Source organism: Arthrobacter oryzae, from assembly GCF_030718995.1.
GTDB lineage: Bacteria > Actinomycetota > Actinomycetes > Actinomycetales > Micrococcaceae > Arthrobacter > Arthrobacter oryzae_C.
The window spans coordinates 4,277,995-4,302,401 of the sequence record NZ_CP132204.1 but is presented as its reverse complement, the minus strand read 5'-3'; the positions used below and the strand labels follow the sequence as shown (position 1 = coordinate 4,302,401).

At 65.3% G+C, this 24,407-nt stretch carries 24 protein-coding genes and 1 pseudogene; 16 read left to right on the top strand and 9 right to left on the bottom strand.

All coding sequences use genetic code 11. The features are described 5' to 3' along the window. The first annotated feature begins 89 nt into the window (after nucleotides 1–89). Nucleotides 90–818 (top strand): SOS response-associated peptidase, encoded by a 729-nt coding sequence (locus Q8Z05_RS19755; RefSeq protein ID WP_305943638.1) that lies wholly within the window; start codon nucleotides 90–92, stop codon nucleotides 816–818. 7 nt (nucleotides 819–825) lie between these two features. On the opposite strand, the gene Q8Z05_RS19750 is transcribed toward Q8Z05_RS19755, so the two are convergent. Next, nucleotides 826–1,248 carry a VOC family protein gene (locus Q8Z05_RS19750; RefSeq protein WP_305941239.1) on the bottom strand — a complete coding sequence of 141 codons (423 nt, stop codon included), beginning with the start codon at nucleotides 1,246–1,248 and terminating at the stop codon, nucleotides 826–828. Nucleotides 1,249–1,262: 14 nt separating this feature from the next. On the opposite strand from Q8Z05_RS19750, the gene Q8Z05_RS19745 reads away from it, so the two are divergent. Beyond that, nucleotides 1,263–1,589: a chorismate mutase gene (locus tag Q8Z05_RS19745; protein ID WP_305941238.1), complete on the top strand. Its 327-nt coding sequence runs from the start codon at nucleotides 1,263–1,265 to the stop codon at nucleotides 1,587–1,589. Between the two features lie 39 nt (nucleotides 1,590–1,628). On the opposite strand, the gene Q8Z05_RS19740 is transcribed toward Q8Z05_RS19745, so the two are convergent. Next, the gene (locus Q8Z05_RS19740) at nucleotides 1,629–2,015 is read right to left on the bottom strand and encodes a hypothetical protein (protein WP_305941237.1); all 387 of its coding nucleotides are present in this window, start codon (nucleotides 2,013–2,015) and stop codon (nucleotides 1,629–1,631) included. A 162-nt stretch (nucleotides 2,016–2,177) separates the two neighbouring features. Between Q8Z05_RS19740 and Q8Z05_RS19735 the strand changes: the two genes are divergently transcribed. From Q8Z05_RS19735 to pdxS, 8 genes and pseudogenes are all read left to right on the top strand, one after another. Then, a complete protein-coding gene (locus tag Q8Z05_RS19735) occupies nucleotides 2,178–2,579 on the top strand; it encodes a hypothetical protein (RefSeq protein ID WP_305941236.1) in 402 nt (133 codons plus the stop codon). Then, a pseudogene (locus tag Q8Z05_RS19730) lies at nucleotides 2,570–2,782 on the top strand (recombinase family protein); the annotation flags it as partial. The gene Q8Z05_RS19735 and the pseudogene Q8Z05_RS19730, both read left to right, overlap by 10 nt. 451 nt (nucleotides 2,783–3,233) lie before the next feature. Continuing rightward, nucleotides 3,234–3,581, top strand: a complete 348-nt coding sequence (locus tag Q8Z05_RS19725) for a DUF6504 family protein (protein WP_305941234.1) — start codon at nucleotides 3,234–3,236, stop codon at nucleotides 3,579–3,581. Then, nucleotides 3,578–7,078 (top strand): DNA polymerase III subunit alpha, encoded by a 3,501-nt coding sequence (locus tag Q8Z05_RS19720; RefSeq protein ID WP_305941233.1) that lies wholly within the window; start codon nucleotides 3,578–3,580, stop codon nucleotides 7,076–7,078. The genes Q8Z05_RS19725 and Q8Z05_RS19720 overlap by 4 nt, the downstream gene beginning before the upstream one ends. A 143-nt stretch (nucleotides 7,079–7,221) precedes the next feature. Further along, nucleotides 7,222–9,231, top strand: coding sequence for a threonine--tRNA ligase (gene thrS, locus Q8Z05_RS19715; protein ID WP_305941232.1), 2,010 nt, complete (start codon nucleotides 7,222–7,224; stop codon nucleotides 9,229–9,231). A gap of 22 nt (nucleotides 9,232–9,253) precedes the next feature. After that, nucleotides 9,254–9,844 carry an HIT family protein gene (locus Q8Z05_RS19710; protein ID WP_305941231.1) on the top strand — a complete coding sequence of 197 codons (591 nt, stop codon included), beginning with the start codon at nucleotides 9,254–9,256 and terminating at the stop codon, nucleotides 9,842–9,844. Next, nucleotides 9,837–10,475: a phosphatidylinositol phosphate synthase gene (gene pgsA, locus Q8Z05_RS19705; protein ID WP_305941230.1), complete on the top strand. Its 639-nt coding sequence runs from the start codon at nucleotides 9,837–9,839 to the stop codon at nucleotides 10,473–10,475. Before Q8Z05_RS19710 ends, pgsA begins: the two co-directional genes overlap by 8 nt. A 175-nt stretch (nucleotides 10,476–10,650) precedes the next feature. Beyond that, nucleotides 10,651–11,577 (top strand): pyridoxal 5'-phosphate synthase lyase subunit PdxS, encoded by a 927-nt coding sequence (pdxS, locus tag Q8Z05_RS19700; RefSeq protein WP_011692158.1) that lies wholly within the window; start codon nucleotides 10,651–10,653, stop codon nucleotides 11,575–11,577. A gap of 77 nt (nucleotides 11,578–11,654) precedes the next feature. On the opposite strand, the gene Q8Z05_RS19695 is transcribed toward pdxS, so the two are convergent. Continuing rightward, entirely contained in the window at nucleotides 11,655–13,667 is a 2,013-nt protein-coding gene (locus tag Q8Z05_RS19695; RefSeq protein ID WP_305941229.1) for a M3 family metallopeptidase, read from the bottom strand. A gap of 157 nt (nucleotides 13,668–13,824) precedes the next feature. On the opposite strand from Q8Z05_RS19695, the gene Q8Z05_RS19690 reads away from it, so the two are divergent. After that, the gene (locus tag Q8Z05_RS19690; protein WP_305943637.1) at nucleotides 13,825–15,042 is read left to right on the top strand and encodes a CapA family protein; all 1,218 of its coding nucleotides are present in this window, start codon (nucleotides 13,825–13,827) and stop codon (nucleotides 15,040–15,042) included. Nucleotides 15,043–15,070: 28 nt separating this feature from the next. Here Q8Z05_RS19690 and Q8Z05_RS19685 read toward each other — a convergent pair whose 3' ends face one another. The 6 genes from Q8Z05_RS19685 to Q8Z05_RS19660 all read right to left on the bottom strand — a co-directional run bounded on the left by Q8Z05_RS19685 (nucleotide 15,071) and on the right by Q8Z05_RS19660 (nucleotide 20,308). Further along, a complete protein-coding gene (locus Q8Z05_RS19685; protein WP_305941228.1) occupies nucleotides 15,071–15,505 on the bottom strand; it encodes a protein-tyrosine phosphatase family protein in 435 nt (144 codons plus the stop codon). Nucleotides 15,506–15,646: 141 nt separating this feature from the next. Next, nucleotides 15,647–15,961: a hypothetical protein gene (locus tag Q8Z05_RS19680; protein ID WP_305941227.1), complete on the bottom strand. Its 315-nt coding sequence runs from the start codon at nucleotides 15,959–15,961 to the stop codon at nucleotides 15,647–15,649. Nucleotides 15,962–16,609: 648 nt separating this feature from the next. Next, nucleotides 16,610–17,599 (bottom strand): S1C family serine protease, encoded by a 990-nt coding sequence (locus Q8Z05_RS19675; RefSeq protein ID WP_305941226.1) that lies wholly within the window; start codon nucleotides 17,597–17,599, stop codon nucleotides 16,610–16,612. Between the two features lie 96 nt (nucleotides 17,600–17,695). Next, the gene (locus Q8Z05_RS19670) at nucleotides 17,696–18,205 is read right to left on the bottom strand and encodes an NUDIX domain-containing protein (RefSeq protein ID WP_305941225.1); all 510 of its coding nucleotides are present in this window, start codon (nucleotides 18,203–18,205) and stop codon (nucleotides 17,696–17,698) included. Between the two features lie 94 nt (nucleotides 18,206–18,299). Then, a complete protein-coding gene (locus tag Q8Z05_RS19665; RefSeq protein ID WP_305941224.1) occupies nucleotides 18,300–19,022 on the bottom strand; it encodes a type 1 glutamine amidotransferase in 723 nt (240 codons plus the stop codon). Then, nucleotides 19,019–20,308, bottom strand: a complete 1,290-nt coding sequence (locus Q8Z05_RS19660) for a Mur ligase family protein (RefSeq protein WP_305941223.1) — start codon at nucleotides 20,306–20,308, stop codon at nucleotides 19,019–19,021. Before Q8Z05_RS19660 ends, Q8Z05_RS19665 begins: the two co-directional genes overlap by 4 nt. 91 nt (nucleotides 20,309–20,399) lie before the next feature. Between Q8Z05_RS19660 and pdxT the strand changes: the two genes are divergently transcribed. The 5 genes from pdxT (at nucleotide 20,400) to ruvB (ending at nucleotide 24,346) form a co-directional block, all read left to right on the top strand. Continuing rightward, nucleotides 20,400–21,110 carry a pyridoxal 5'-phosphate synthase glutaminase subunit PdxT gene (pdxT, locus tag Q8Z05_RS19655; RefSeq protein ID WP_305941222.1) on the top strand — a complete coding sequence of 237 codons (711 nt, stop codon included), beginning with the start codon at nucleotides 20,400–20,402 and terminating at the stop codon, nucleotides 21,108–21,110. Between the two features lie 3 nt (nucleotides 21,111–21,113). Further along, a complete protein-coding gene (locus Q8Z05_RS19650) occupies nucleotides 21,114–21,869 on the top strand; it encodes a YebC/PmpR family DNA-binding transcriptional regulator (RefSeq protein WP_305941221.1) in 756 nt (251 codons plus the stop codon). A gap of 34 nt (nucleotides 21,870–21,903) precedes the next feature. After that, entirely contained in the window at nucleotides 21,904–22,482 is a 579-nt protein-coding gene (gene ruvC / locus Q8Z05_RS19645) for a crossover junction endodeoxyribonuclease RuvC (RefSeq protein WP_305941220.1), read from the top strand. A 138-nt stretch (nucleotides 22,483–22,620) separates the two neighbouring features. Beyond that, the gene (ruvA, locus tag Q8Z05_RS19640; RefSeq protein WP_305941219.1) at nucleotides 22,621–23,265 is read left to right on the top strand and encodes a Holliday junction branch migration protein RuvA; all 645 of its coding nucleotides are present in this window, start codon (nucleotides 22,621–22,623) and stop codon (nucleotides 23,263–23,265) included. Then, nucleotides 23,258–24,346 carry a Holliday junction branch migration DNA helicase RuvB gene (ruvB, locus tag Q8Z05_RS19635; RefSeq protein ID WP_305941218.1) on the top strand — a complete coding sequence of 363 codons (1,089 nt, stop codon included), beginning with the start codon at nucleotides 23,258–23,260 and terminating at the stop codon, nucleotides 24,344–24,346. Before ruvA ends, ruvB begins: the two co-directional genes overlap by 8 nt. Nucleotides 24,347–24,407: the final 61 nt, after the last annotated feature.

Below are 24,407 nucleotides of genomic sequence, written 5' to 3'. Positions count from 1 at the left end.
ATCCGGGAGGCCGTTGCCATGCCCGGGTGACGCCGGGTGACACCGCCTGCGGGCGGTGGCATGCTGGTGCCATGTGCGGACGCTACGTGATGGCCAGGGCAGTCGGAGACCTGCTGGCAGAGTTTGACGCGGAACTGGAAGAGGAGCTGGTGGTTCCGCCGTCGTGGAATGTTGCCCCGACCGCTGACGTGCCCATCCTGCTGGAGCGCCTGGTGGACGGCAGCCCGGTCCGGCAACTGCACGTGGCCCGCTGGGGACTCGTGCCGTCCTGGGCCAAGGACCTTTCCATCGGCTCCAAGATGATCAATGCCCGGAGCGAGAGCGTCCTGGAGAAGCCTGCGTTCCGCAAGGCAACCAAATCCAGGCGCTGCGCCGTTCCGGCGGACGGCTACTACGAATGGAAGGGCGAGGGGCGGAGCAAACAGCCCTACTACGTGCACCCGAAGGACGGCCGGCCCCTGGTTTTCGCCGGTCTGTATGAATGGTGGAAGGACCCGTCCAAGCCCGAAGGGGACCCGCACCGTTGGATGCTGTCCACGTCCATCATGACCACGGACTCGCCGCCGGAGGGCTACGCCGGGGGAGTGCTTGCTGAACTCACCGCCCTGCACGACAGGGTTCCCCTGCCCATGGACAGGCAGACCATGCAGGCGTGGCTGGACCCCCAGGCGGATGATGCCGCCGGCCTGGTGGACCTGGTCAGGGCAGGTGCGCACGACGTCGCACAAAGCTGGACCATCGATGCTGTTGGTACCGCCGTCGGAAACGTGAAGAATGACTCGCCGGAACTCATTGAGCCGGTGGGAAGCCTGTTCTAGCAGGCTTTCAGACGGTGACCTTGCCGGCGGCGTCCACCGTCCACGTGGGATTGAAAGCGATTTCCCAGCGGAAACCGTCCGGATCCGCGAAGTACCCGGTGTAGCCGCCCCATGGTTGGGTCTTCGGCGAAGACACCACGGTGGCCCCGGCGGCCTCGGCATCGGCCAGGACCCGGTCGACGTCAGCTGCGCTGCCCACGTTGTGGCTCAGCGTGATGCAGGGGACACCGGCAGGTCTGTCCACGGACGCCTCCGCCTGCATCTGGCCGGCATCCCAGAGGGAGAGGATGAGGCCGTGATTGGCCTGGATGAACACCACTTCTCCGGGGGCTTCCCGGTTCACCGGCCAGCCGAGGCCGTTGACGTAAAAGGCGCGGGAGGCGTCAACACTGCGGACGCCCAGTGAAATGAAGTCGACTCGAGGCTGCATTCTTAGATACTGTCATGCACATGCCCACAAATCACGGACACGACAAAGACGCCCAGGCCGACAGGGAGCAGCTCGCTGCTGTCCGGGTGGCCGTCGATGAAGTTGATGAGCAGATTGTCACCCTGATTGCCCGCCGCGAACGCCTGATCCGGATTTCCGGAACCCTAAAGGGTGATGACGCGGAGGTCCGGGCTCCCGGCCGGGTGGAGAAGGTCATTGAACACGTCCGTGCCGCGGCCGAGAAAAAAGACATTGACCCGGACATCGTGGAGAAGACCTACCGTGCAATGATCACGGCTTTCATCGAGCTTGAGATGAAAGTGCACAACGCCAGCAACTAGGGGCTCAGCAGTTAGCTGCGTTCGCCCGGCGGGCGCAGCTTAGAGGGATTCCTCCACGGGAACGTTGGCCTGGTATTCCCTGCCGTCGGCGTCGCTGAAAGCGGTCATCAGGTGACCCTTCTCGAGGCCCAGGACGGTGCTCAGGGGGAAATTGCCGGTAATGGTGTTGCCCGAATGCGTCACGCCGCTGAGGTCGAAGTTTTCTTCAGTGCCGTCGTGGCTGAAGCAATAGAAGGACACGGCCTCGCCGTTCATGAACTCGATTCCCATTCTTCGTTGATGGGAATGATCCGGTGTGGCGGCAACGAGGCCCACCACGTAGGCGCCCGCCCCGGGGATGTTGCCGTCTATATCAAAAGTCGCCACCAAGGTGGAGTCCTTGGCGGCGATGGCTACGTGCTTCAGGAATGCGTCATGGGAGCTCATGGCTCAATCCTGCTCCCTGCGCCCCCGTCCGTCCACCCCTGATTCGGGTTTTGTCCGGTCCTTCGCGGGCTGCGCGGATTCGAAGTTATGTTCGAGCCGGTCTGCTCTTGCTGCGTTCCTCTAGGCCGGGGATCCCCGAGGCGGCAGGGTGTCGGCAGTGCCATGTGGCTCCGCTACATCGACATCACCGGCTTGTTCTCCTGGGACGAAGCCCTCGGCGGGATCCAGAACGTCAGTGGCATCGTCTCCGACGTCGCCGGGGTGCTCGCCATTGTGGCAGCTGCCACGGGTGTCGGCGCCCCGGTGGCAGCCGTCTTCGGCGGTATTTCCATCGCCGCAGGAGCAGTCCACGCCGGCACCAAAGCCATCCAGGCCCACAGCACCTGCAACGTCGGTACAGGCTCCTGCGGCGACGCCGTCGCAGAAGCACTCCTCTCAACCGCAGTCATCGGCCCCGGCGGCCGGCTCATCAACGGCGCCGCCAGCGGGGTGAAGAGTCTGTACGGGGCGTCAAAAGACCCACACAATGGCCAAGGCTTGCTCCTCGAACGCGTGAATGCGTGAACGCGGGCATCGCCGCGGCGCGCCAGGGCGGCACCCGCTTCGGCAGGTCCTTGTCTGATCCGCTGGTCATCGCCGACAGGCTCGCGATCGCCCAGGGCGCACGCGCGAAGGGACGCATCGCGGAGGTTGCTGCCCGTCAAATTGGCTGGAGCCGCGCGACGCTCTACCGCCACCGGCAGGCGGCCGAAGATCGCCAGTCATGAAGCATCGACTGTCGGCCGAAGACCGTGCGCTCCGGCAGCACCTCGACGACGGTGTTCCCCTCGCCAGGATCTCCGGCAGGGCGGAATCCCCTCCGCACGCTGCGACGGTGGACAGCAGGATTCCGCCGGTGGCTCGGTCGCGGCCTTGGGCCGCCAGCCACGCTCGGACCGCGGAAGCCATTATCTCCCGCCCGAAATCGTGGGTGCGATCGAAAGCCTCGCGCTCCGCCGCGGTGAGCCGGGCCGATGGGATGGCGGGCCATCGGACGAGGGGCCCTCGCCGCTGTGGCCGGAAACGTGAGTGTAGGTTTTGTCCGGCCTCCGGCGTAGACTTGAGTTATTCGAAGATATGTTCGAAGGAATGATTTCACAACGAATCATTTCAGGTTTCTCCCTGCCGGCGGTGCGATCGCCCGTTGCGGGAAGGGGAGTGCAGTTCCGGGAGGCGCCGATGGGCTTGTTTAGCGAGGGTGTCGACGTCGTCTGCACGCCCGCGGGCCAGCCGTCCGAACTCACGTGGTCAGGGCGGCACTACACGGTCTGCGCCGAGCCAGTGCACTGGTACGAGCGCCGGCAGTGGTGGGTTGAGGAAACCCGGGCACCGCTCGGAACCGGCCCGGGACTGGTTGACCATGAGATCTGGCGCGTCCAGGTCCGGCCCGCAGATGCCAAGCCCGCAGATGCCAAGGAGGTATCGCAACAGGATGAGACCCTCACCCTGGACCTGACAAGGAACATCGGCAGCGGGCGCTGGAGGCTGCTGCGAATCCACGATGCGCTGAGGCCGCAGTCAGCATGAGCTTCACCCATCTCCACGTATCCACTGCCTTCAGCGCCCACTATGGTGTCTCCTGGCCGGACGACCTCGCCCAGGCTGCCGCGGCGGACGGCGCCACGGCACTGGCCTGCACCGACAGGGACGGGCTGTACGGCACCGTCAAGCACCTTAAGGCCTGTATGGCAGCGGGCCTGGATCCCGTCGTCGGGGTTGACCTGGCGGTCTTTGACGACGACGGCGACCTCCGCACCCAGCTCGCGGGCCGCGTCGTCGTACTCGCCCACGGACACAACAACGGTGCCGGCTACCGCGCCCTTTGCCGGTTGATCTCAGATGCCCATGCCCGCACGTCCGGCAAAGCCGGGGGAGCGGTGCCCGTCGCTGTGACCCGCGCCGAAATTGCCTCCAGGGCGCTGCATCCGGAAACACTCGAGCCGGTGCTGACGGTGCTGGTGGGACCTGATTCCGACGTCGGCAGGGCAATGGGCGGACGCAGGTACCTCCGCCCCCGCACACTCTTCAAGCAATGGCTGGACAGCATGCCGAAGGGAACTGTGGCAGCCGAAGTGGTGTCACACCTCAGTGCCCCCGGTGAGCCGCTGAGCACAGCGCATGCGGTGCGTATGCTCAAGCTCGCCGCTGAGCACGGCGTTCCTGCCGTACTGACGAACGCAGTCCGCTATTGCGCGGAGGACGGCGCAGCTACGGCAGATGTGCTGGACTCAGCCCGTACCCTGAAATCGCTGCCCGAACTGACCGCCGAACCGCTGCTTCAGCCCAACGGCCGGGGGTGGCTGAAGTCATCCGCCCAAATGCTCGAGCTTGCCAAAGAGATCATTCATGCCGCGGGCTACGGCACCACCGACCTCACCACGCTGTTGGGCCAGACGGAGGCGCTCGCGGACCGTTGCCGGATGGACCCCGTCACGGACTTGGGATGGAAGCAGCCGGTTGTTCCTGAAGCATCGGTCATCGGGATCGAGGGAGAGCCGCTGGCGGAGTTGACGCGGCGCTGCGAGGCTGGCATCAGCCGGCGGTTCCCTGGCATTTCGGGCCGGGCCGAGGCGGAAATGCGGGCACGGCTGGACCATGAACTGCGGATCATCGCCAACCTTGGCTTCGCTTCCTACTTCCTCACTGTCGCAGAGGTTTCCCGGATGATCCTGGACATGGGGGTCAGGGCTGCGGCCAGGGGCTCCGGTGCCTCCAGCCTGGTGAACTACCTGATCGATATCAGCCAGGTGAACCCCCTGCAGCACGACCTCATCTTCGAGCGGTTCCTTTCCCGCGACAGGGCGACCCTTCCTGACATCGACATCGACGTCGAAAGCGCAGAGCGGCACAATGTCTACCGTCGGATCTTTGACCGCTTCGGGGCGGAACGCGTCACCCTCATGAGCATGCAGAACGGCTACCGCGCTCGCGGTGCCGTCCGTGATGCCGGTCTTGCACTGGGCATGGACGACGGCGATATCGGCGAAATCGCCAAACAGCTGTGGCGCTTTTCTGCACGGAATTTCCGTGAAGCCCTGGTGGAAAAACCCGAGTTGAAGGAGTTCGCCGGACGGGTTGAGCAGCGCGATTCCGCGGAAAACCAGCAGCTCGACCTGCTCGTTGACCTGACCGAGAGGCTCGACCGCCTGCCGAGGCATATTTCAATGCACCCCTGCGGAGTGATTCTTGGTGATGCCACGTTGCTGGACCGGACACCTGTCCAGCCCAGCGGACTGGGCCTTCCAATGAGCCAGTTCGATAAACACGACATGGACCCGATGGGGATGCTCAAGCTGGACGTCCTTGGCGTCCGGATGCAGAGTGCCATGGCCTTCGCCGTCCGCGAGGTCATAAGGCTGCACCCGTCGAAGGCCGAGGTGGTGGCCGCCGGCGCCCATCCGACGGGACCGGACGGCACAGGGCCGGACTTCATAGCGGCTGACGGACATATTGACCTCAACGCAGTGCCCCTGGATGACGAACCAACCTACGAACTGATCCGCAGCACCCACACCCTGGGCTGTTTCCAAATCGAATCCCCGGGCCAGCGGGAGCTGATCGGCAAACTGGCACCGCGGGAATTCAACGACCTCATCATCGACATTTCACTGTTCCGTCCGGGGCCGATGAAATCGGACATGGTGCGGCCGTTCCTGGAGCACCGCCACGGTTTTGCTCCGGAGGTCTATCCGCACCCGGACCTCAAGCCGGTGCTCCAGGAAACCCACGGGGTGACTGTTTTCCATGAACAGATTCTGAAGACCTTCGATGTCATGACCGGCTGCGGGCTCGCCCGCGCTGATGAATTCCGCAGGGCCTTGGGGAACGAGGTCCAGGAGCCGAAGGTGGAGGAATTTTTCCGCAAGGAAGCCAGGATGCGGCATTACACGCCCGACGTGGTGGACAAGGTCTGGGGGACGCTGAAAGCTTTCGGCAGCTTCGGCTTCTGCAAGGCGCACGGGGCTGCCTTTGCCGTGCCCACCTATCAGTCGGCCTGGTTGAAGGCGCACCACCCGGAGGCTTTTCTGGCTGGTCTGTGGGAACACGATCCCGGCATGTATCCCAAGCGGCTCCTGGTGTCCGAAGCGCGGCGGCTGGGGATTCCCATCCTGCCCCTGGACATCAACAGGAGCCAGGCGGAGTACCGCGTGGAACGGGTTGAGTCCGGCCCCGACCGCGGCAAGCTGGGTATCCGGCTGAGCCTGAACGGCATCTACGGCCTCTCCGGCGCCGAACTCAAAAGGATCGTCGCAGGGCAGCCCTATGATTCGCTTGCTGACCTGCGTGCCCGCTCCAGGCTGAGCAGGCCAAGCATCAAGCGGCTTGCCCAGCTGGGAGCCTTCGACACCCTCCACCGGGAATCCGGAGGAGCCGCCAACCGGGCAGACCTCGTCCAGCACCTCCAGACCCTCCAGAACCGCCCCTCCAAAAAAGGCATTGAGGTCATCGAAGGCCAGCTGTCGCTGCCTCTGGGCGATATTGAACTCAGGAACCTTAAGGCTGAACTTCCGGCGCCCACCACCGTTGAGAACGTCAGGGCAGAGCTTGACCTGATGGCTGTCGATGTCAGCGAACACCTGATGTCCAGCCACCGCCCCCTGCTCGACAGGCTGGGCGTCACCACGGCGGACAAGCTCCTGGGGCTCAGGAACGGCACCGAGGTGCTGGTGGCCGGGGTCCGGGTGGCCACGCAAACGCCGCCCATGCGTGGGGGGCGCCGGGTGGTGTTCATCAGCATCGACGACGGCACCGGCTGCGTGGATTCAGTGTTCTTCCATGAGGCCCAGGAGCTGGCAGGCCCGCTGCTGTTCGGCACCCGGCTGCTCCTGATCCGGGGCAACACCCGCAGGACCGGTCCCCGGGGGATCAGCATCAGCGCCACTATGGCCTGGGACCTCAGCCGCACCGGGACCCTCCCGTTCCCGAAAGCGCAACCTGCTGACACCTGGGATCCGGCACTTCGGGTGCACGGGCCGCTGGACGGAATCAACCGCAACCTGGCCATCACCGGTCTTGGCAGCTGAACCGCAACTCCGGAAGGGTCAGGCGCCCGGGCCGGACGCGCCGCTTTGGTCGGCCTATCTCCCAACCGATAGCATGGACGAGGCTGGCTGTGGTCCCCGTACGCCACAAGCTACGAAGCCTTAACTTTGAATAGGAGACACCCGTGTCAGATGCCCAGCAGATCACCCTCATCGTCGACGGCGAAGAGACCAAGGTGACTACCGGGACCACCGGCGCGGAACTCTTTTTTGAGCGCCGCGACGTCGTAGTCGCCCGAGTAAACGGCGAACTGAAAGACCTGGACCAGCCGCTCCCGGAGGGTTCGGAGATCGAAGGCGTCACCATCGATTCCCCGGACGGACTCAACGTTCTCCGGCACTCGACGGCGCACGTCATGGCCCAGGCCGTGCAGCAGCTGCGTCCTGACGCCAAGCTCGGCATCGGTCCCTACATCACGGACGGGTTCTACTTCGACTTCGACGTCGCCGAACCGTTCACCCCGGAAGACCTGAAGACCCTGGAAAAGATGATGCTCAAAATCATCAACCAGAACCAGAAGTTCGTCCGCCGCGTGGTGTCCGAGGATGAAGCCCGCGAGGCCATGAAGGACGAGCCCTACAAGCTGGAACTGCTGGGCAAGAAAAACAACGCCGCCGACGCCGGAGAAGGCGTCAATGTCGAAGTGGGCGCCGGAGATATCACCATCTACGACAACGTGGACCGCAAAAGCGGGGACAGCGTCTGGTGCGACCTGTGCCGCGGACCCCACCTGCCCAACACCAAGCTGATCTCCAACGCCTTCGCGCTGACCCGGTCCTCGGCCGCGTACTGGCTGGGCAACCAGAACAACCAGCAGCTTCAGCGCATCTACGGCACGGCCTGGCCCACCAAGGACGCACTCAAGGCCTACCAGGAGCGCATCGCCGAGGCCGAACGCCGCGACCACCGCAAACTCGGTGCCGAGCTGGACCTGTTCTCCTTCCCCGACGAGCTGGGCTCGGGCCTGCCGGTGTTCCACCCCAAGGGCGGCATCATCCGCAAGGCCATGGAGGACTACTCCCGCCAGCGCCACGTTGATGCCGGGTACGAGTTCGTCTATACCCCGCACATCACCAAGGGGCACCTCTACGAAGTCTCAGGCCACCTGGACTGGTACAAGGAAGGCATGTTCCCGGCGATGCACATCGACGCGGAACTGAACGAGGACGGCAGCGTGCGAAAGCCCGGCCAGGACTACTACCTGAAGCCGATGAACTGCCCCATGCACAACCTGATCTTCCGGTCGCGCGGACGGTCCTACCGTGAACTGCCCCTGCGGCTCTTCGAATTCGGCTCGGTGTACCGCTACGAAAAGTCCGGCGTGGTGCACGGCCTGACCCGTGTGCGCGGCATGACACAGGACGATGCCCACATCTACTGCACCCGCGAGCAGATGAAGGACGAGCTCACCACCACGCTGAACTTCGTGCTGGGCCTGCTCAAGGACTACGGCCTGGATGACTTCTACCTTGAACTCTCCACCAAGAACGAAGACAAGTTCGTGGGCGACGACGCCACCTGGGAAGAAGCCACCCGGACCCTCGCCGAGGTTGCCGAAGCCTCCGGCCTGGAGCTCATTCCGGATCCGGGCGGAGCCGCGTTCTACGGACCCAAGATCTCCGTCCAGGCAAAAGACGCGCTCGGCCGCACCTGGCAGATGTCGACGATCCAGCTGGACTTCAACCTGCCTGAGCGCTTCGAACTGGAGTTCCAGGCCGCGGACGGCACCCGCCAGCGCCCGGTCATGATCCACCGCGCCCTGTTCGGTTCCGTGGAACGGTTCATGGGCGTGCTGACGGAACACTACGCCGGCGCCTTCCCGGCGTGGCTGGCACCTGTCCAGGTTGTGGGCATTCCCGTGGCGGAAGCGTTCAACGACTACATGTTCGACGTCGTGGACCAGCTCAAGGCCGCAGGCATCCGGGCTGAGGTGGACATTTCCTCCGACCGCTTCCCCAAGAAGATCCGCACCGCCAGCAAGGACAAGATTCCCTTCGTCCTGATCGCCGGCGGCGAGGACGCCGAGGCAGGGGCCGTGTCCTTCCGGTTCCGCGACGGCAGCCAGGACAACGGCGTGCCGGTGGCCGAAGCCGTCCAGCGGATTGTCCACGCCGTCAGCAACCGGACCAGCTAGCAGACGCGGAATGGCAGGCGACGTGCAGGAGAACACAGGCGCTGGCGGGGGTTATCCGGACGACGGCGGTGTGACCGATGACTTCGGTCTGGCCGGAGTTCCGGACGCCTTCCAGCGCCTGTGGACACCGCACCGCATGGCCTACATCAAGGGCGGGCAGCACCAGTTCAAGAACCAGGATGACTGCCCGTTCTGCGTGGCCCCCGCCCGCGATGATGAAGAATCCCTGATTGTCTACCGGGGACGCACTGCCTATGTGGTGCTGAACCTTTTCCCCTACAACCCGGGCCACCTGCTGATCTGCCCATACCGCCATGTTCCGGACTACACAGACCTGACCGTGGAGGAAACCGCGGAGTTCGCGGCACTGACACAGACCTCCATGAGGGTCCTGCGCAAGGTGTCCAATCCCGGTGGTTTCAATCTCGGGATGAACCAGGGCGTAGTGGGCGGGGCCGGGATTGCCGGCCACCTGCACCAGCACGTTGTTCCCCGCTGGGGCGGCGACGGCAATTTCTTCCCCATCATCGCCCAGACCAAAGCGATCACGCAGACGCTCGGCGAGGTCCGCCAGCAGGTCGCGGAGGCCTGGCCCGAGGACGAGCATGCTTAACCGGCATGCCCGCGGGTTCTTCACCGCCCTCTTCTCCCCGCTGGCCCGCTGGCTCCTGAAAATCGGCGTTTCACCGGATGCGATCACCATCGTGGGCACGGCCGGCGTGGTGGTGGGTGCGCTGGTCTTCTATCCGTTGGGACAGCTGTGGTGGGGAACGCTGTTCATTACGGCTTTCATCTTCTCCGACGTCCTCGATGGCATCATGGCGCGGATGCAGGAGCGCGGCGGCCGCTGGGGCAATTTCCTGGATTCCACCCTTGACCGGGTTGCCGACGGCGCCCTGTTTGCCGGCCTGGCCATCTGGTTTTTCACGGGGGGCGCGGACCGCGCGATCGCCGTGGCCGCCGTCGTCTGCCTGGTGCTTGGCATGGTGGTCTCCTACGCGCGGGCCAAGGCCGAGGCTCTGGGCTTCCACGCCAACGTGGGCATAGCGGAGCGGGCAGAACGGCTGGTTTCGGTGCTTGTGGTGACGGGATTTACCGGAATCGGGCTCCCCAGCGTGGTGCTGCTGGCGACGCTCGTCCTGCTCGCGGCGGCCAGCCTGGTGACTGTGGTCCAGCGCATCGCCACCGTATACCGGCAGTCGCTCGAGGAGCCCAACGGAACGGCTTCGCAGCAGCCGGCCTAACCAGGGGTAACCCGAATTCAGCAGCGTCGCGGCGTGCGACTAGTATTAGCTGTACCTGGTCATTGGATCCGGTAATCCGGTGTGCGTGCGGCGTGGCTTTCCCGTCTGTGCCGCCGCCTGCGCCGGAACCGAGAGACCGGATCTACGTAACATCTAGCTACCCATAGGGGTTTTTGTGTCTACACCTGATGTAAGCAGCGAAGCCGGCTCGTCCGCCAACAGCGTCACGGGCAGCAACCGCGTCAAGCGCGGCATGGCAGAGATGCTCAAGGGCGGCGTCATCATGGACGTCGTCAACGTCGAGCAGGCCCGCATCGCCGAAGACGCCGGTGCCGTGGCCGTGATGGCGCTGGAACGCGTTCCGGCCGACATCCGCGCCCAGGGCGGCGTGTCCCGCATGTCGGACCCGGACATGATCGACAAGATCATCGAAGCCGTGTCCGTGCCGGTCATGGCCAAGGCCCGGATCGGCCACTTCGTTGAGGCGCAGGTCCTGCAGTCCCTCGGCGTGGACTACATCGACGAGTCCGAGGTCCTGACCCCGGCCGACTACGTCAACCACATCGACAAGTGGAACTTCAAGGTTCCCTTCGTCTGTGGTGCCACCAACCTGGGTGAGGCGCTGCGCCGCATCAACGAGGGCGCGGCCATGATCCGCTCCAAGGGTGAAGCCGGCACCGGCGACGTCTCCAACGCCACAGGCCACATGCGCCAGATCCGCTCGGAGATCGCCAAGCTTGCCGCCCTGCCCGAGGACGAGCTCTACGTCGCGGCCAAGGAACTGCAGGCCCCGTACGAACTGGTCAAGGAAGTTGCTGCCGCCGGCAAGCTCCCCGTGGTCCTGTTCACCGCGGGCGGCATCGCCACCCCGGCGGATGCTGCAATGATGATGCAGCTTGGCGCTGACGGTGTGTTCGTCGGCTCCGGCATCTTCAAGTCCGGCAACCCGGCCCAGCGCGCGGCCGCCGTCGTGAAGGCCACCACTTTCTTCGATGACCCGGACGTCATCGCCAAGGCATCCCGCGGCCTGGGCGAAGCGATGGTCGGCATCAACGTCGACGAAATCCCGCAGCCGCACCGCCTCGCCGAGCGCGGCTGGTAACAGCTCCCAAAGCAGTACGACGGCGGCGGGTCACCTTCCAAGGTGGCCCGCCGCCGTCGTCCGTTAGGGGAGGGGAACTACTCCAGCCCGCGGCGCTTCAGCAGCGGCTCCAGCTGAGCGTCGCGGCCGCGGAAGGCACGGAACGAGTCCAGCGGTTCACGGCTGTTGCCGCGGGACAGGAGTTCGCTCCGGAAGAAGTCTCCGTTGGCGCGGTTGAGTCCGCCGTTTTCCTTGAACCATTCCACGGTGTCCGCGTCCAGCACTTCGCTCCAGATATAGGAGTAGTAGCCCGCCGCGTAGCCGTCGCCCGCGAAGATGTGCTGGAAGTATCCGGTGCGGTATCTAGGGGGAATCAGGGTGTGTGCCACTCCGGCGGCCGCCAGGGCCTTGGCTTCGAACGCCAGGACGTCAGCCGGGACCCCTGATTCGTCCAGGACATGCCAGGCAAGGTCCAGCAGAGCGGCGCCCAGATACTCCGTAGTGCCGAATCCCTCTCCCCACAGCTGCGATTCGTTGAGCCTGTCCACGACCTCCTGGGCAAGGGGCTCGCCGGTGACATGGTGCCGGGCATAGTTGGCCAGGACCTCGGGCCACATGATCCACATTTCGTTGACCTGGGAGGGGTACTCCACGAAGTCCCGCGGAACGGCTGTGCCGGAGAACCTCGGGAAGGTGACGTTGGAAAACAGTCCGTGGAGGGCGTGGCCGAACTCGTGGAACGTGGTCCGAAGCTCGTCCAGGGTCAGGAGTGTGGGTTCGCCGGCCGGAGGTTTGGAGATGTTGAGGTTGTTGATCACCACTGGCTGCGTCCCGAGGAGCGCGGACTGGTCCACCAAAGAGTTCATCCAGGCCCCGCCGCGCTTGGACTCCCGGGCGTAGTAGTCGCCCAGGAACAGGCCCAGTTCGGAACCGTCCTCGTTGCGGACTTCCCAGACCCGGACGTCGGGGTGGTAGCCCTTGAGGTCGGGCCGTTCGTGAAAAGTGACACCGTAGAGGGATGTTGCGGCGAAAAACACGCCGTCGCGAAGCACCCGGTCCAACTCGAAATAGGGACGCAACGCCTGCTCGTCCACGCTGTACCGCTCGCGACGCACTTTCGCCGAATAGTACGCCCAGTCCCAGGCCTCCAGCGGTTGGCCCGCGACGTCAGCCAGGGCGGCGGCCTCGGCGTCGGCATTCCGGACGGCGGCGGGAGCCAGCCGGTTCATCATGGTTTGCACGGCTTCGAAATCGGGGGCCGTCTGGCGGTCCACAGTGAGCTCGGCGTAGTTGGCGAACCCCAGGAGGCGTGCTTTCTCCGCACGGAGCGCCACCATGGACTTCACCAGGTCCTGGACGTCGAGGCTGCCGCCGCTGCTTCCGCGGCTAATGGATGCCTGGTAGAGGCGGCGGCGGACGTCGCGGTTTTCCAGCGATGCCATGGCCGGCTGGTTGCTGGGCTGGATGAGCGCCAGCAGGAATTTGCCGTCGTGCCCGGCCGCCCGTGCTGCCTCTGCGGCGCTGGCAATGTCGTCCGCCGGCAACCCGGACAGTTCCGCGGGATCATCGAGAAGCAGGGCGGAGGTCTTCATCGCTTCCTTGGTGCGCTGTCCGAAGTCGGTGCCCAGCCGGGACAGTTCGGCGTTGACGGCCCTGAGCCTCTCCTGCCCCGGGTCGTCCAGTTGGATTCCGGACTGGCGGAACTCCTTGAGGTACTCCTCCACGAGCCTGGCGGATTCGTCATCGAGACCGGTGGTGTCCACAGCTGCGAACCGGTCGAACAGCCGCCGGTTCATGTAAATAGCGTCCTGATGGGCGGAAAACTCCGGGGACAATTCAGTCTCGAGCGCCCGGATACCGTCCGTGGCATCGGCCGAAACCAGGGTGAAGAAGGACGCGGCGGCGCGCTGGAGGAGCTGTCCCGAGCGTTCCATTGCCAAGGCCGTGTTTTCGAAGGTGGCAGGGTCATGGTTGTCCACGATTGCCTGGATTTCCGCCAGGTGCTCCGCAAGGCCGGAACGGACTGCTTCGGCGTAATCGGCCTCTTCGATGTCTGCAAATGGCGGGAGCCCGAACGGCAAAGGGCTGGGAGTGAGGAGGGGGTTAGTCATGAAACAACCCTTTCATGTAATCAGGAGGTTCTCAATGGTGATTTTGCCGGGTTTCCGGCGCTGACCCCCATAGGATGGCGCCATGCCGGAATTACGTCCACGGGCACCGAGCAGGCTCGGCAAAGGCAGCGCCCCGGCGTTTGCCGCTGCCGTCGTGATGCTTGCGCTCGTGCTGCTCGCGCTCTCGTCGTGCGGCGTCCTCGCCGAGCAGGGCGACGGACAACGGTCCGCCGATTCACCGCGGACGACGGCGGCCTCCGCGCCGGCGTCGTCGGCTGCCGCCCCGGAACCGGCCCCCGTTCCGGAACCGACGCCGGGCAAGGGCCCGCCCTGCCCTGCAGTACGGTGCACTTCCGTCCTGGTGACGGGGGACATGCTGGTGCATGCCCAGCTGTGGGACCAGGCCCGGGCCGACGCAGCGGCCATCGGAAAGCCAGGACTGGACTTCACGCCGTTGCTCGAGGGGCAGCGGGCCTACATCGGGAAGAGCGACGTCGCCGTCTGCCACCAGGAAACTCCGGTTGCGGACCCGGCCGGGCCTTTCTCGGCCTATCCGTCCTTCAATGTTCCTCCGCAGATCATCACGGCGGCAAAAGACGTGGGCTACGCGGCCTGCACCACGGCCAGCAACCACACGATTGACCAAGGGACCACCGGCCTGGTCCGGACCCTCGATGCCCTGGACGCCGCGGGTCTGAAGCACACCGGTTCCTACCGGACCGAGGCGGAGTCGCAGGGAATCCTGATCCTGCAGACGGAAGCCGCCAGCATCGCCGTAATCGAAGCCACCTACGGCCTCAACGGGCAGTTCCCCGAGCACACCTGGCAGGTGGACATGCTGGACGCTCCGGCCATGATTGCCAAAGCGAAGAAGGCAAGGGCGCTTGGCGCGGACATCGTGCTCGGCGCCATGCATGCGGGTGACGAGTATGCCGGCGCCCCCAACGCCCAGCAGCAGGACACTGCCCATGCACTCGTGGACAGCGGCGAATTCACCATGGTTTACGGCCACCACACGCACTCCGTGCTTCCCATTGAGAACTACAAGGGGACGTGGATTGTGTACGGGCTGGGCAACGGCGTTACGGAACTCTCGCCCTGGTATGTGGTGAACAACGAGGGCTTGCTGGTGCGGGCACAGTTCAGCCAGGACGCGGCCGGAAAATGGACGGCAACGGACCTGGCCTGGGTGCCGTCAGTGATTGTCCGCGATCCGTACCGGTGGTGTTCCGTGGCGGCCGACGCGCCGCAGGGGCCGTGTGCCGGGGCGGAAGCCGACGCTGCAACGCGGCTGCGGACCAAGTCCGTGGTGGAGTCGATGGGCGCCGCCGAGGCGGGTGCCCGGGAACTGATCATTTCCGACGAAGGAAGGTAAGTGTGGCGGCCCTGCCAGGAAGAAAGGCTCACCTGATCCGGCCGGCAACGTATCTGACGTACCAATGCTGCCATGGAGTCTCCACCGCCGGCCCGTAGTGTTCCCGCACGAAGGACACCGCCTGCCCTGGCGGGACGCCGTCCATCACAGCGAGGCAGGCAAGTGCCGTGCCGGTCCTGCCGTGGCCGCCCAGGCAGGCGACCTCGACGCGCTCAGATGCCGCGCGGACCCAGGCTTCCCGCAGGGCGTCCATGGCGTCCGTTCTGTCTGCCGGCAACCAGAAGTCCGGCCAGCGCACCCACCGCTGTTCCCATCCTGTTGGTGCCGGGGGTTTCCCGAGCAGGTAGACGGCAAAATCGGGCACCGCTCCCGGCGGGAGCGGATGACGCAGTGCGCGGCCGCGAATGCGCCGGCCGGAGGGGAAACTGATGACTCCGGCAGCTCCAGGGTCCCAGGTGTTCATGTACCGACTCTGGCATCGGATCGGGTGCGCGGGAAGACTTCGCCGGGGCGAACGCCACAAAGGATGGCGCAGGAGGGGTATCGCCTGAAAGCGGTGCCCCTCCTGCAGCTATTGCCGTGCGGTCACATCACCGCCGGCGGCCTAGTGCCGGCCGCGCCGATGGTCGTCGTCACAATAGCTGTGGAAGTGCCAGCCGCCCCTGTGGTCCCTGTCACCCCTGTGGTGGTGCCAGTAGCCGTGCCGCTCACACCACTTGCGGTCGTGACGCCAGTCCCGCTTCTTGTCGCGGTCGCGGTCCCTGTCGTGGTCCGTGTAGCTCTGGTAGTTCGTCGCGGAAATCGTGACGGACTTCAGCCCGGAATCCGCCGCAGCGGGTCCGGCAGCCATTGCCGTCCCCCCGATGCTGAGTCCTGCAGCCAGCAGGGTGGATGCGAGCAATCCCATTGACCTCTTCATGAGATCTTCCTATCTTGTGGTTCATTCCCAGGTGTAGGCCGCAGGGTCCGGGCACGCGGAATCACCCACCGTGGATCAATGTGGGTTCCGGCACGCCATGGTGTGGCTGCGCCGGATATGAGATTCCAGTCGGACGTTTGTCTGCGGTTAGTGGCCCCAAATTTACGCGGCGATACGTTCCGTGAATCGGCGCAATGCCCCATTTTTGCAGTGGCCTGATTCAAAGCGGCGGCGCAGAGCCCCTGCCGCATTTGGAAACCTCCGTGCCTCACGGTGAGTGAAGTTAAAGCGCACGGATAACGATATGAGGGCACCCCCGTGCCTACCCCAATATCCACAATCCCGGCTCCGGTAACGGTGATCCGGTGACCGGCCTGTAGTGCTGGAACAGCGCTCGTCCCCCACATCGATGTGGTTGGAGGGGCTGTTCACCACCAACCATAGCGCGATGGCCGGAGGCGGAACAGATGCAGGGGTTTATTACTTTCGCAGGTGCGGTAACCTCGTCGCTGGGACAGTTTCCAACCTGCCCCTGTCACGTGTGTGCGCCATTCGCAGGATTGGAGCCCCGGGAGCATTCTCGTGCGGCGCGACGCCGGCTATGTTACGGCGCCAGAGGGCCGGACCTAAAAAGGCCGCAGGCTTCGGCTAGTTCTCCGTCATTTCTTCCGGGACGGCCACGACCCGCAGTTCCGCCCCGTCACGCAGCGCTGAAATGTCCAGCGGCTCACCGATCGCCTCCGAGAAGAGCAGTTTCTGTAGGCTTTCCGCATTCGAGACAGACTTCCGGCCAACGCTTAGGAGCACGTCCCCGGCGCGGAGGCCGGCGCGTTCGGCGGGCGATCCGGGAAGGACCTCCACCACCAGTAGTCCGTCACGGTGGCCGGTCCGCACCACGGAGCCGACCGGAAGCTGCACGGGGGTGTTCACGAGTCCGAGATAGGCGCGCCGGACCCGTCCGTCCGAGAGGAGCGAGGCGATGATCCGGCGCGAGGTGGCGTTGATCGGTACCGCCAGCCCCAGACCCGCCCCGGCCACAGCGGTGTTGATTCCCACGATCCTGCCCCGGGTGTCCGCCAGGGCACCGCCGGAGTTCCCGGGGTTAAGCGCGGCATCGGTCTGGATGACGTCCTCGATCACGCGGCGGTTGCGTCCGGACCACACGGGGATGGAGCGGCCCAGGCCGCTGACCACTCCCGCCGTCACGGAGCCCGAGAGCCCCAGGGGATTACCCACAGCGATGACCAGTTGCCCCACCTTGAGGCGTTCAGCGTCGCCGAACTCGGCAGGCTGGACCATGGGTGCCCTGCCATGCACGATGGCGAGGTCGGACAGGGGGTCGGCACCCACCACTTCTACGGCCGTCCGGGTGCCGTCGGCAAAGATCACGAAACCCTTCCCGGCAGAGCCCACAACATGGGCATTGGTCACCAGGTACCCGTCCGAGGTGAACAGGACGGCCGAGCCCGCCCCCGCCCGGTATCTGCCGTTACGTCCGTTGCCGGTCATTTCGACGGCGGCGACGTGCGGGGTAACGGTTTCCGCGACGCGGATGACGGTTGCGGAATAGGAATCCAGCGGGTCTTCGGCCGGGACGGTTTCGTGGGCTCCGGTGGGTCCGCTGCTGACTTCCGCCATGGTGTGCCTCCTGACATGGTGCCTACCTATGTCAACGGCTTCGTCCGCTGCGGTACTCCGGTGGTTGCTACGCCTACAGAGAAACAGCCAGGGAAATCAGTGGCGGTGCTGCGACAGCCGGCGCCACAGCTCAGGCCAGGCCGTGGCGAACGCCGGGTGGAGTTCCCTTTCTTCGACGGAATCGGCCGGCACCCATGTCAGTTCGATGCTCTCGGGATCATTGATGGCCGGTTCGAAGGATTCCAGAACGCGGACTGCCACCGTGGTGTAGGACCAGTACCCGACGTCGAACACGGACGTGAAGAGGACGTGGACGTTCCCGGGAGGGACAGCCGCTTCCTCGTGGGCTTCGCGAAGCGCCCCCGCTATGGCGTCTTCGCCCTGATGAAGCGCCCCGCCGGGCAGGCCCCACGTTCCGCCGTGGTGGCTCCACGTGGCGCGGTGCTGCAGCAGGATTCCCTTTGCAGGATCCTGGACCAGGAGCCCGGCGGAGCCGAAGCGGCCCCAGAATTTTCCTGCCGCGCCTTCCACCCAGGCATCGCCCGGATCACGCGGGCCGGAGTGGCGGCGGAGATGTTCCGGGAGGCTGGCGGATGCGGTGTCCATGGGACCAGTTTCCCACGGCCCCGTCTCCGGCCGGTCACAAAGCGTCACCGGCGGCCCGCGCGCCGGAGGGGCGTCCGAGCGAACGGGACGGGTTCTAGCGGGGACGCTTCGCGGCGTGCTCGCGCGCCAAGGTGGCGTAGTGGTCATCCGGCGCACCCGGGGTGAAGCTGCCATATTTGCGTTCGACGGCGGTGCGGATCAGGAAGTCTGCGATGGCAGGATTCTTCGGCAGGAGCGATCCGTGCAGGTAGCTCGCCACGATATTCCGGTAGCGGGCACCTTCCTGGCCGTCCTTGCTGTTGTTGCCCGTGCCCTTGGGCGTGGCGCCCAGCGGCCGGACTCCGGGGCCAAGCGTGGTCTGCCCGCTGTGGTTTTCGTAGCCCAGGATGTCGCCGAACTCGGGAGAAGACACGCTGACATTGCCGATCAGGCGTTCGTCCGTGCCGTGCGTCTCGACGTCCAGGACGCCAATGCCGGGAATCACTGATCCCGTGCGGGTCTTGAAGAAGCGCCCGAAGAGCTGGTACATCCCGCAGATCAGCAGCATGGGAGTGTCTGTTTCGGCCAACTCCTTCAGCGTCGATTCACGGGAGAGCAGGTCGTCCTGGATCACCAGTTGCCCGCTGTCCTGGCCGCCGCCTCCCACGATGAGGTCGACGTCGGCCGGGAACTCATCGCCGACGTTGTATTCGAGGAGTTCGGGCGTGTAGCCGTGCCAGCGGAGGCGCTGCTGGAGCACCAGGGCGTTGCCCCAGTCCCCGTAGATGTTCATGTCACGGGGGTACAGCTGAAGGACCCTGATGGTTCCCTTGCTCATGAGACCACCTCCACAGTGGTGATTTTGGACAGCTCGCGGCGGATGGCCAGCATCGCTGTGTAAGTGCAGAAGATGCGCTTGGGTTTACCTTTCGCGCCCTGGATGAAGGCTGCCAGGGCGGGCGCGATCTCCGGGTTGACGGCGCCGATGGCGACGTCGTCGTATTGCAGGCGCAGTGCCATGTCGTAAGCCCGGGAACCGGTCAACTGGTCCACGCCGCCTTCACGCAGCGAATCGAATTCGACGTCCCAGAGCCAGGACATGTCACGGCCGTCGGCATAGTTGTCATTAATCGCCACCATGGTGGCGTAACCGCCGGCGGGGAAGGACTTCAGGCCCAGCCGGAAGCCGCTGGGGTTCTTGACCAGCACCAGGTCCAGCGGCAGTCCGTCAACCACCAGGCTTTCACCGCGGCCAAAGGCAGGGGCAACCCGGGACAGGGCCTTCAGCAGGCCGTCGTGGTCCGTCGGCGTGGCGCCGTTGCCGGCGATGCAGCGCGCCAGGACCAGGGCGGCCGCGGCGTTGAAGATGTTGTAGACGCCACGGAGCTTCATCCCGGTGGTGACCGTGCCGCCGTCGTACTCAAAGTCGGCGTCATCCGTCCCCACCCGGCGCAGCACGACGTCGGCGTGCGGCTTCGCGGGCAGCGCCGGCACCGGGCTGCCGGGGCCGGCGCGCAGGTCGTCGTCGTTCGGGAACGTGCTCAGGAGGGAATCGTCGAGGCCGAAGTACCGGACCTCGGGTCCGTCCAGGGTGTCGGCGATGCGGGCGACGCGCGGATCCTCGCGGTTCAGGACCACCGTTCCGGTGGTCTTGGACGCAATGTGCTGCAGGAGCTGCGCGGTTTTGTCGATCTCGCCGAAACGGTCCAGCTGGTCGCGGAGGACGTTCAGCAGCAGGCTGTAGCGCGGCGGAACCCTGTTGACGAAGTGCACGGCATGCGCCTCATCCAGCTCCAGCACCGCGATGTCCGCATCCAGGCGCCCACGCCAGTCCACGTCGCCCAGCAGGGCAGCAGCGACGCCGCGGGTGAAGTTGCTGCCGGTGCGGTTCGTAAAAACCTTCAGGCCCTGGCTCTCCAGCAGTTCCACCACCATTTTGGTGGTGGTGGTCTTGCCGTTCGTCCCGCTCACGACGGCGACGCCCAGGGGGAGTGTGGACAGTGTCCGTTGCATGAATCCCGGGTCTATTTTCTCCACCACGAGGCCGGGGAGGGCAGAGCCTCCGCCCCTGAGCCGGGAGACCCGGCGGACGAGCTTGCCGAGCGGAACGCTGAAGTAAAGCATGCTCTGTAATATATCCCAGTCGCGGCATGGAACCGGGCGGGAGCACCCGTTCCGGCAAGCCTGCAGGCGCCGGGAGCACTATGCTGTTTGGATGACCAACCCCCCTTCCACGGACTACTCCCGCGCGGGTGCGGGCCTGCGAATCGGTGTCCTGGCCCTCCAGGGCGACTTCCGGGAGCACCTGCGCGCGGCAGAAGCAATGGGCGCCACGGGCATCGGAATCCGGCGCCCGTCCGAACTTGACGGCATTGACGGCCTGATCATTCCCGGCGGCGAGTCCACCACTATCGACAAACTTGCACGGGCCTTCGAAGTCGCCGATCCCTTGCGGAAACTGATCGCCGACGGGCTGCCCGTATACGGCTCCTGTGCAGGCATGATCCTGCTCGCCGATGAGATCGCGGACCCGGCCACGGACCTTGAAGGAAACCCGCAGCAGACGTTCGGCGGACTGGACATCACTGTCCGCCGTAACGCGTTCGGCCGCCAGCGCGAGTCTTTCGAGACAGATCTTGAATTCAAGGGACTGGGTTTCAGCGACACCGGTTCGGGGGTGGCCCCGGTGCACGCGGTGTTTATCCGCGGTCCCTGGGTGGAGCGTGCAGGCCCCGGCGTGGAGGTCTTGGCCCAGGTGGAGCCCGCGGATCCGGAGCACGCCTCGCATGCGGCGGCGCTACAGGGGACGGCTAGAATTGTTGCAGTGCGTTCAGGCCACCTGCTGGCCACCTCCTTCCACCCGGAAGTGACGGGGGAGAAGCGCGTGCATGAACTGTTTATTCGAATGATCAGAGGAGAAGCGTAAAGCATGTCAGGCCACTCCAAATGGGCGACGACCAAGCACAAGAAGGCCATCCTTGATAGCCGCCGGGCAAAGTCGTTCGCCAAGCTGATCAAGAACATCGAAGTCGCGGCCCGCATGGGCGGCCCTGACCTCGCCGGCAACCCCGGTTTGGAACTTGCCGTCACCAAGGCAAAGAAGACCTCCGTTCCCGCGGACAACATCGACCGCGCCATCAAGCGCGGCGCCGGCCTCACCGGCGAAGTGGTGGACTACACGGAGATCATGTACGAATGCCGCGGCCCGCAGGGTTCGGCCCTGCTGATCGAGTGCCTCACGGACAACAAGAACCGCGCCGCCTCCGAGGTCCGGCTCGCCATTTCCCGCAACGGCGGCACCATCGCCGATCCCGGCTCGGTCAGCTACCTCTTTTCCCGCAAAGGCGTTGTCACGCTGCCCAAGAACGGACTCAGCGAGGACGACGTCCTGATGGCCGTGCTCGATGCCGGTGCAGAGGAAGTCAAGGACAACGGAGACAACTGGGAAATCCACTCGGATCCCAAGGACCTGCAGGCGATCCGCGACGCCCTCAAGGACGCCGGGATCGACTATGACACCGATGAAGCTGAGTTCGTCCCGTCCATGGAGGTCCCGCTGGACCTCGATGCCGCCAAGAAGTTCATGAAGCTGGTGGACGCCCTGGAAGAGCTCGACGACGTCCAGAACGTCTACAGCAACGCCGACCTCAGCGACGAAGTGCAGGCCGCACTGGAAGCCGAGTGATCACACAGCCCTGCTGTGAAACTGAGGCCCGGCCTTGACCCTCCGAGTATTGGGAGTCGACCCGGGCCTCACCCGTTGCGGCATCGGCGTCGTGGACGTCGAGAAGAACAGGCGCGCCACCATGGTGGCCGTCGGCGTGGTGGGCACGTCGCCCGATGAAAGCCTGGACCAGCGGCTACTCCTGATCGCCACGTCGATCGATGACTGGCTGGACCGCTACGAACCCCACGTGCTCGCCGTGGAGCGGGTGTTTTCCCAGCTGAACGTCAGCACGGTGATGGGGGTTGCCCAGGCGTCCGGCGTGGTGATTGCCGCCGCCGCCCGGCGCGGCATCCCCGTTGCCCTGCACACGCCGTCGGAAGTCAAGGCGGCCGTGACCGGCAGCGGAACATCCAACAAGGATGCCGTGACGAAACTCGTCACCAAGATCCTCCGCCTGGATGCCCCGCCCCGCCCCGCCGACGCCGCCGATGCGCTGGCGCTGGCCATCACCCACGCGTGGCGGGCGGGCAGCGGAGCGGCCATCTCTACCACGGGACCGGGCAGTTCGGCGTTGACCCCGGCGCAGCGGGCATGGGCCGAGGCGGAAGCCAAGGCGCGCCGGGCACGCTGAATGTCCGGCTGTGCAGCCGGGGAACTTGCTAGGGTATTCGTAGATATGTTCGGATGGCGGGTTTTGTTCCGGCCGTTATTAGTGGAACCCCGTATTTTCATGTAAACCCAGTTTTTTGTGTAACCCAGGAGCCCGGCCTTGATCAGTTTTCTCCGCGGAACCGTAGCGCACGTCGGGTTGTCCTCCGCCGTGATCGACCTCAACGGTGCCGGCATGAGCGTAAACGCCACACCCCAGACCCTCAGCGGGCTGCGCACCGGCGAGGAAGGCAAGCTCTTCACGTCCCTCATTGTGCGCGAGGATTCCCTGACGCTGTTTGGATTCGCCAGCGACGACGAACGTGAAGTCTTCGATGTCCTGCTCAGTGTGAGCGGCGTGGGGCCGCGGCTGGCCCTGGCTGTGCTGGCCGTCCACGACCCCGAAGCGATCCGCGTTGCGGCGCATACCGGCGACGGCAAGGCCTTCACGAAGGTTCCCGGCATCGGGCCCAAGGTCGCTGGAAGGATTGTCCTGGAGCTTGCCGGGAAACTGGTGCCGCACGGGACCGGCGCGGCGGCAGCGCCCGCAGCAGCAGCCGCCGCGCCGTGGAAGCCGCAGGTGGTGGCAGCCATGACGAGCCTCGGCTGGTCCGAAAAGGACGCCGCCGCCAGCATCGACAAAGCGCTCTCGGATTCCCCGGAACTCGAAGCGGGCGGCCAGGTGGCCGAGATCCTGCGGGCCACTCTGCGGTGGCTTGGCCAGGACGGCGCCCGCGCCGGCAACAGGGTAGGCACCCGTGGCTGAGCCGTCCCTGGTCGGCGGGGGAGAGGAACCGGAGGAACGGGTCATCGAGGCGGCCCTCCGGCCCAGGAACCTGCATGACTTCGTGGGCCAGCACCGTGTCCGCAAACAGCTGTCGCTGGTGCTGGAAGCATCGCGGATGCGCGGACGCAGCGCCGACCATGTCCTGCTCTCCGGCCCGCCCGGACTCGGCAAGACCACGTTGTCCATGATCATCGCGGCCGAGATGAATGCTCCACTGCGGATCAGCAGCGGTCCGGCCATCCAGCACGCCGGCGACCTGGCAGCCATCCTTTCCTCGCTGTCCGAGGGTGAAGTCCTTTTCCTTGACGAAATCCACCGCATGTCCCGGCCGGCAGAGGAAATGCTGTACATGGCTATGGAAGATTTCCGGGTGGACATCGTGGTGGGCAAGGGGGCGGGAGCCACGGCAATTCCACTCGAGCTGCCGCCCTTTACGCTCGTGGGCGCCACCACCCGCGCCGGGCTTTTGCCCGGCCCGCTGCGGGACAGGTTCGGCTTCACGGGGCACCTGGAATTCTACTCAGTCGAGGAACTGGAGCTGGTCCTGAGGCGGTCGGCCGGTCTGTTGGACCTGAAGGTCAACTCGGCGGGGTTCAGCGAAATCGCGGGCCGGTCCCGGGGCACGCCCCGAATCGCGAACCGCCTCCTTCGCCGCGTCCGCGACTGGGCACTGGTCCACGGCATCGAACAAATCGACGCGCGGGCGGCGTCCGCCGCGCTGGACATGTATGAAGTGGACAAGCGGGGGCTTGACCGTCTGGACCGCTCCGTCCTCGAAGCCCTGATCACCAAGTTCGGCGGCGGCCCGGTGGGACTGTCCACCCTGGCCATTGCCGTGGGCGAGGAACCGGAAACAGTGGAAACCGTCGCGGAGCCGTTCCTTGTCCGCGAGGGGCTTCTGGGGCGAACGCCCCGTGGCCGGATCGCCATGGCTCCGGCCTGGACGCACCTGGGCTATGCGGTTCCGGACGGCGTGTTCGGCCAGGAGGCGCTGACGCTGTTCGACGCGGAAGACCTCGGCGTGGAACCGGTGGCGGAGTGGCTTCCGAACGGCCAATAGCAGCGTCCGGCTGACTTTCCCTTTAGACTGGGATGACGCTCGGCACGTTCGGGCCTTTGTT

Excerpts from the sequence above, each read along its gene's own strand:
- Q8Z05_RS19755 (WP_305943638.1), top strand. The coding sequence starts at position 90 with ATGGCCAGGGCAGTCGGAGACCTGCTGGCAGAGTTTGACGCGGAACTG.
- Q8Z05_RS19750 (WP_305941239.1), bottom strand. The coding sequence starts at position 1,248 with ATGCAGCCTCGAGTCGACTTCATTTCACTGGGCGTCCGCAGTGTTGAC.
- Q8Z05_RS19745 (WP_305941238.1), top strand. The coding sequence starts at position 1,263 with ATGCACATGCCCACAAATCACGGACACGACAAAGACGCCCAGGCCGAC.
- Q8Z05_RS19740 (WP_305941237.1), bottom strand. The coding sequence starts at position 2,015 with ATGAGCTCCCATGACGCATTCCTGAAGCACGTAGCCATCGCCGCCAAG.
- Q8Z05_RS19735 (WP_305941236.1), top strand. The coding sequence starts at position 2,178 with ATGTGGCTCCGCTACATCGACATCACCGGCTTGTTCTCCTGGGACGAA.
- Q8Z05_RS19725 (WP_305941234.1), top strand. The coding sequence starts at position 3,234 with ATGGGCTTGTTTAGCGAGGGTGTCGACGTCGTCTGCACGCCCGCGGGC.
- Q8Z05_RS19720 (WP_305941233.1), top strand. The coding sequence starts at position 3,578 with ATGAGCTTCACCCATCTCCACGTATCCACTGCCTTCAGCGCCCACTAT.
- pgsA (WP_305941230.1), top strand. The coding sequence starts at position 9,837 with ATGCTTAACCGGCATGCCCGCGGGTTCTTCACCGCCCTCTTCTCCCCG.
- Q8Z05_RS19695 (WP_305941229.1), bottom strand. The coding sequence starts at position 13,667 with ATGACTAACCCCCTCCTCACTCCCAGCCCTTTGCCGTTCGGGCTCCCG.
- Q8Z05_RS19690 (WP_305943637.1), top strand. The coding sequence starts at position 13,825 with ATGCTTGCGCTCGTGCTGCTCGCGCTCTCGTCGTGCGGCGTCCTCGCC.
- Q8Z05_RS19685 (WP_305941228.1), bottom strand. The coding sequence starts at position 15,505 with ATGAACACCTGGGACCCTGGAGCTGCCGGAGTCATCAGTTTCCCCTCC.
- Q8Z05_RS19680 (WP_305941227.1), bottom strand. The coding sequence starts at position 15,961 with ATGAAGAGGTCAATGGGATTGCTCGCATCCACCCTGCTGGCTGCAGGA.
- Q8Z05_RS19675 (WP_305941226.1), bottom strand. The coding sequence starts at position 17,599 with ATGGCGGAAGTCAGCAGCGGACCCACCGGAGCCCACGAAACCGTCCCG.
- Q8Z05_RS19670 (WP_305941225.1), bottom strand. The coding sequence starts at position 18,205 with ATGGACACCGCATCCGCCAGCCTCCCGGAACATCTCCGCCGCCACTCC.
- Q8Z05_RS19665 (WP_305941224.1), bottom strand. The coding sequence starts at position 19,022 with ATGAGCAAGGGAACCATCAGGGTCCTTCAGCTGTACCCCCGTGACATG.
- Q8Z05_RS19660 (WP_305941223.1), bottom strand. The coding sequence starts at position 20,308 with ATGCTTTACTTCAGCGTTCCGCTCGGCAAGCTCGTCCGCCGGGTCTCC.
- pdxT (WP_305941222.1), top strand. The coding sequence starts at position 20,400 with ATGACCAACCCCCCTTCCACGGACTACTCCCGCGCGGGTGCGGGCCTG.
- Q8Z05_RS19650 (WP_305941221.1), top strand. The coding sequence starts at position 21,114 with ATGTCAGGCCACTCCAAATGGGCGACGACCAAGCACAAGAAGGCCATC.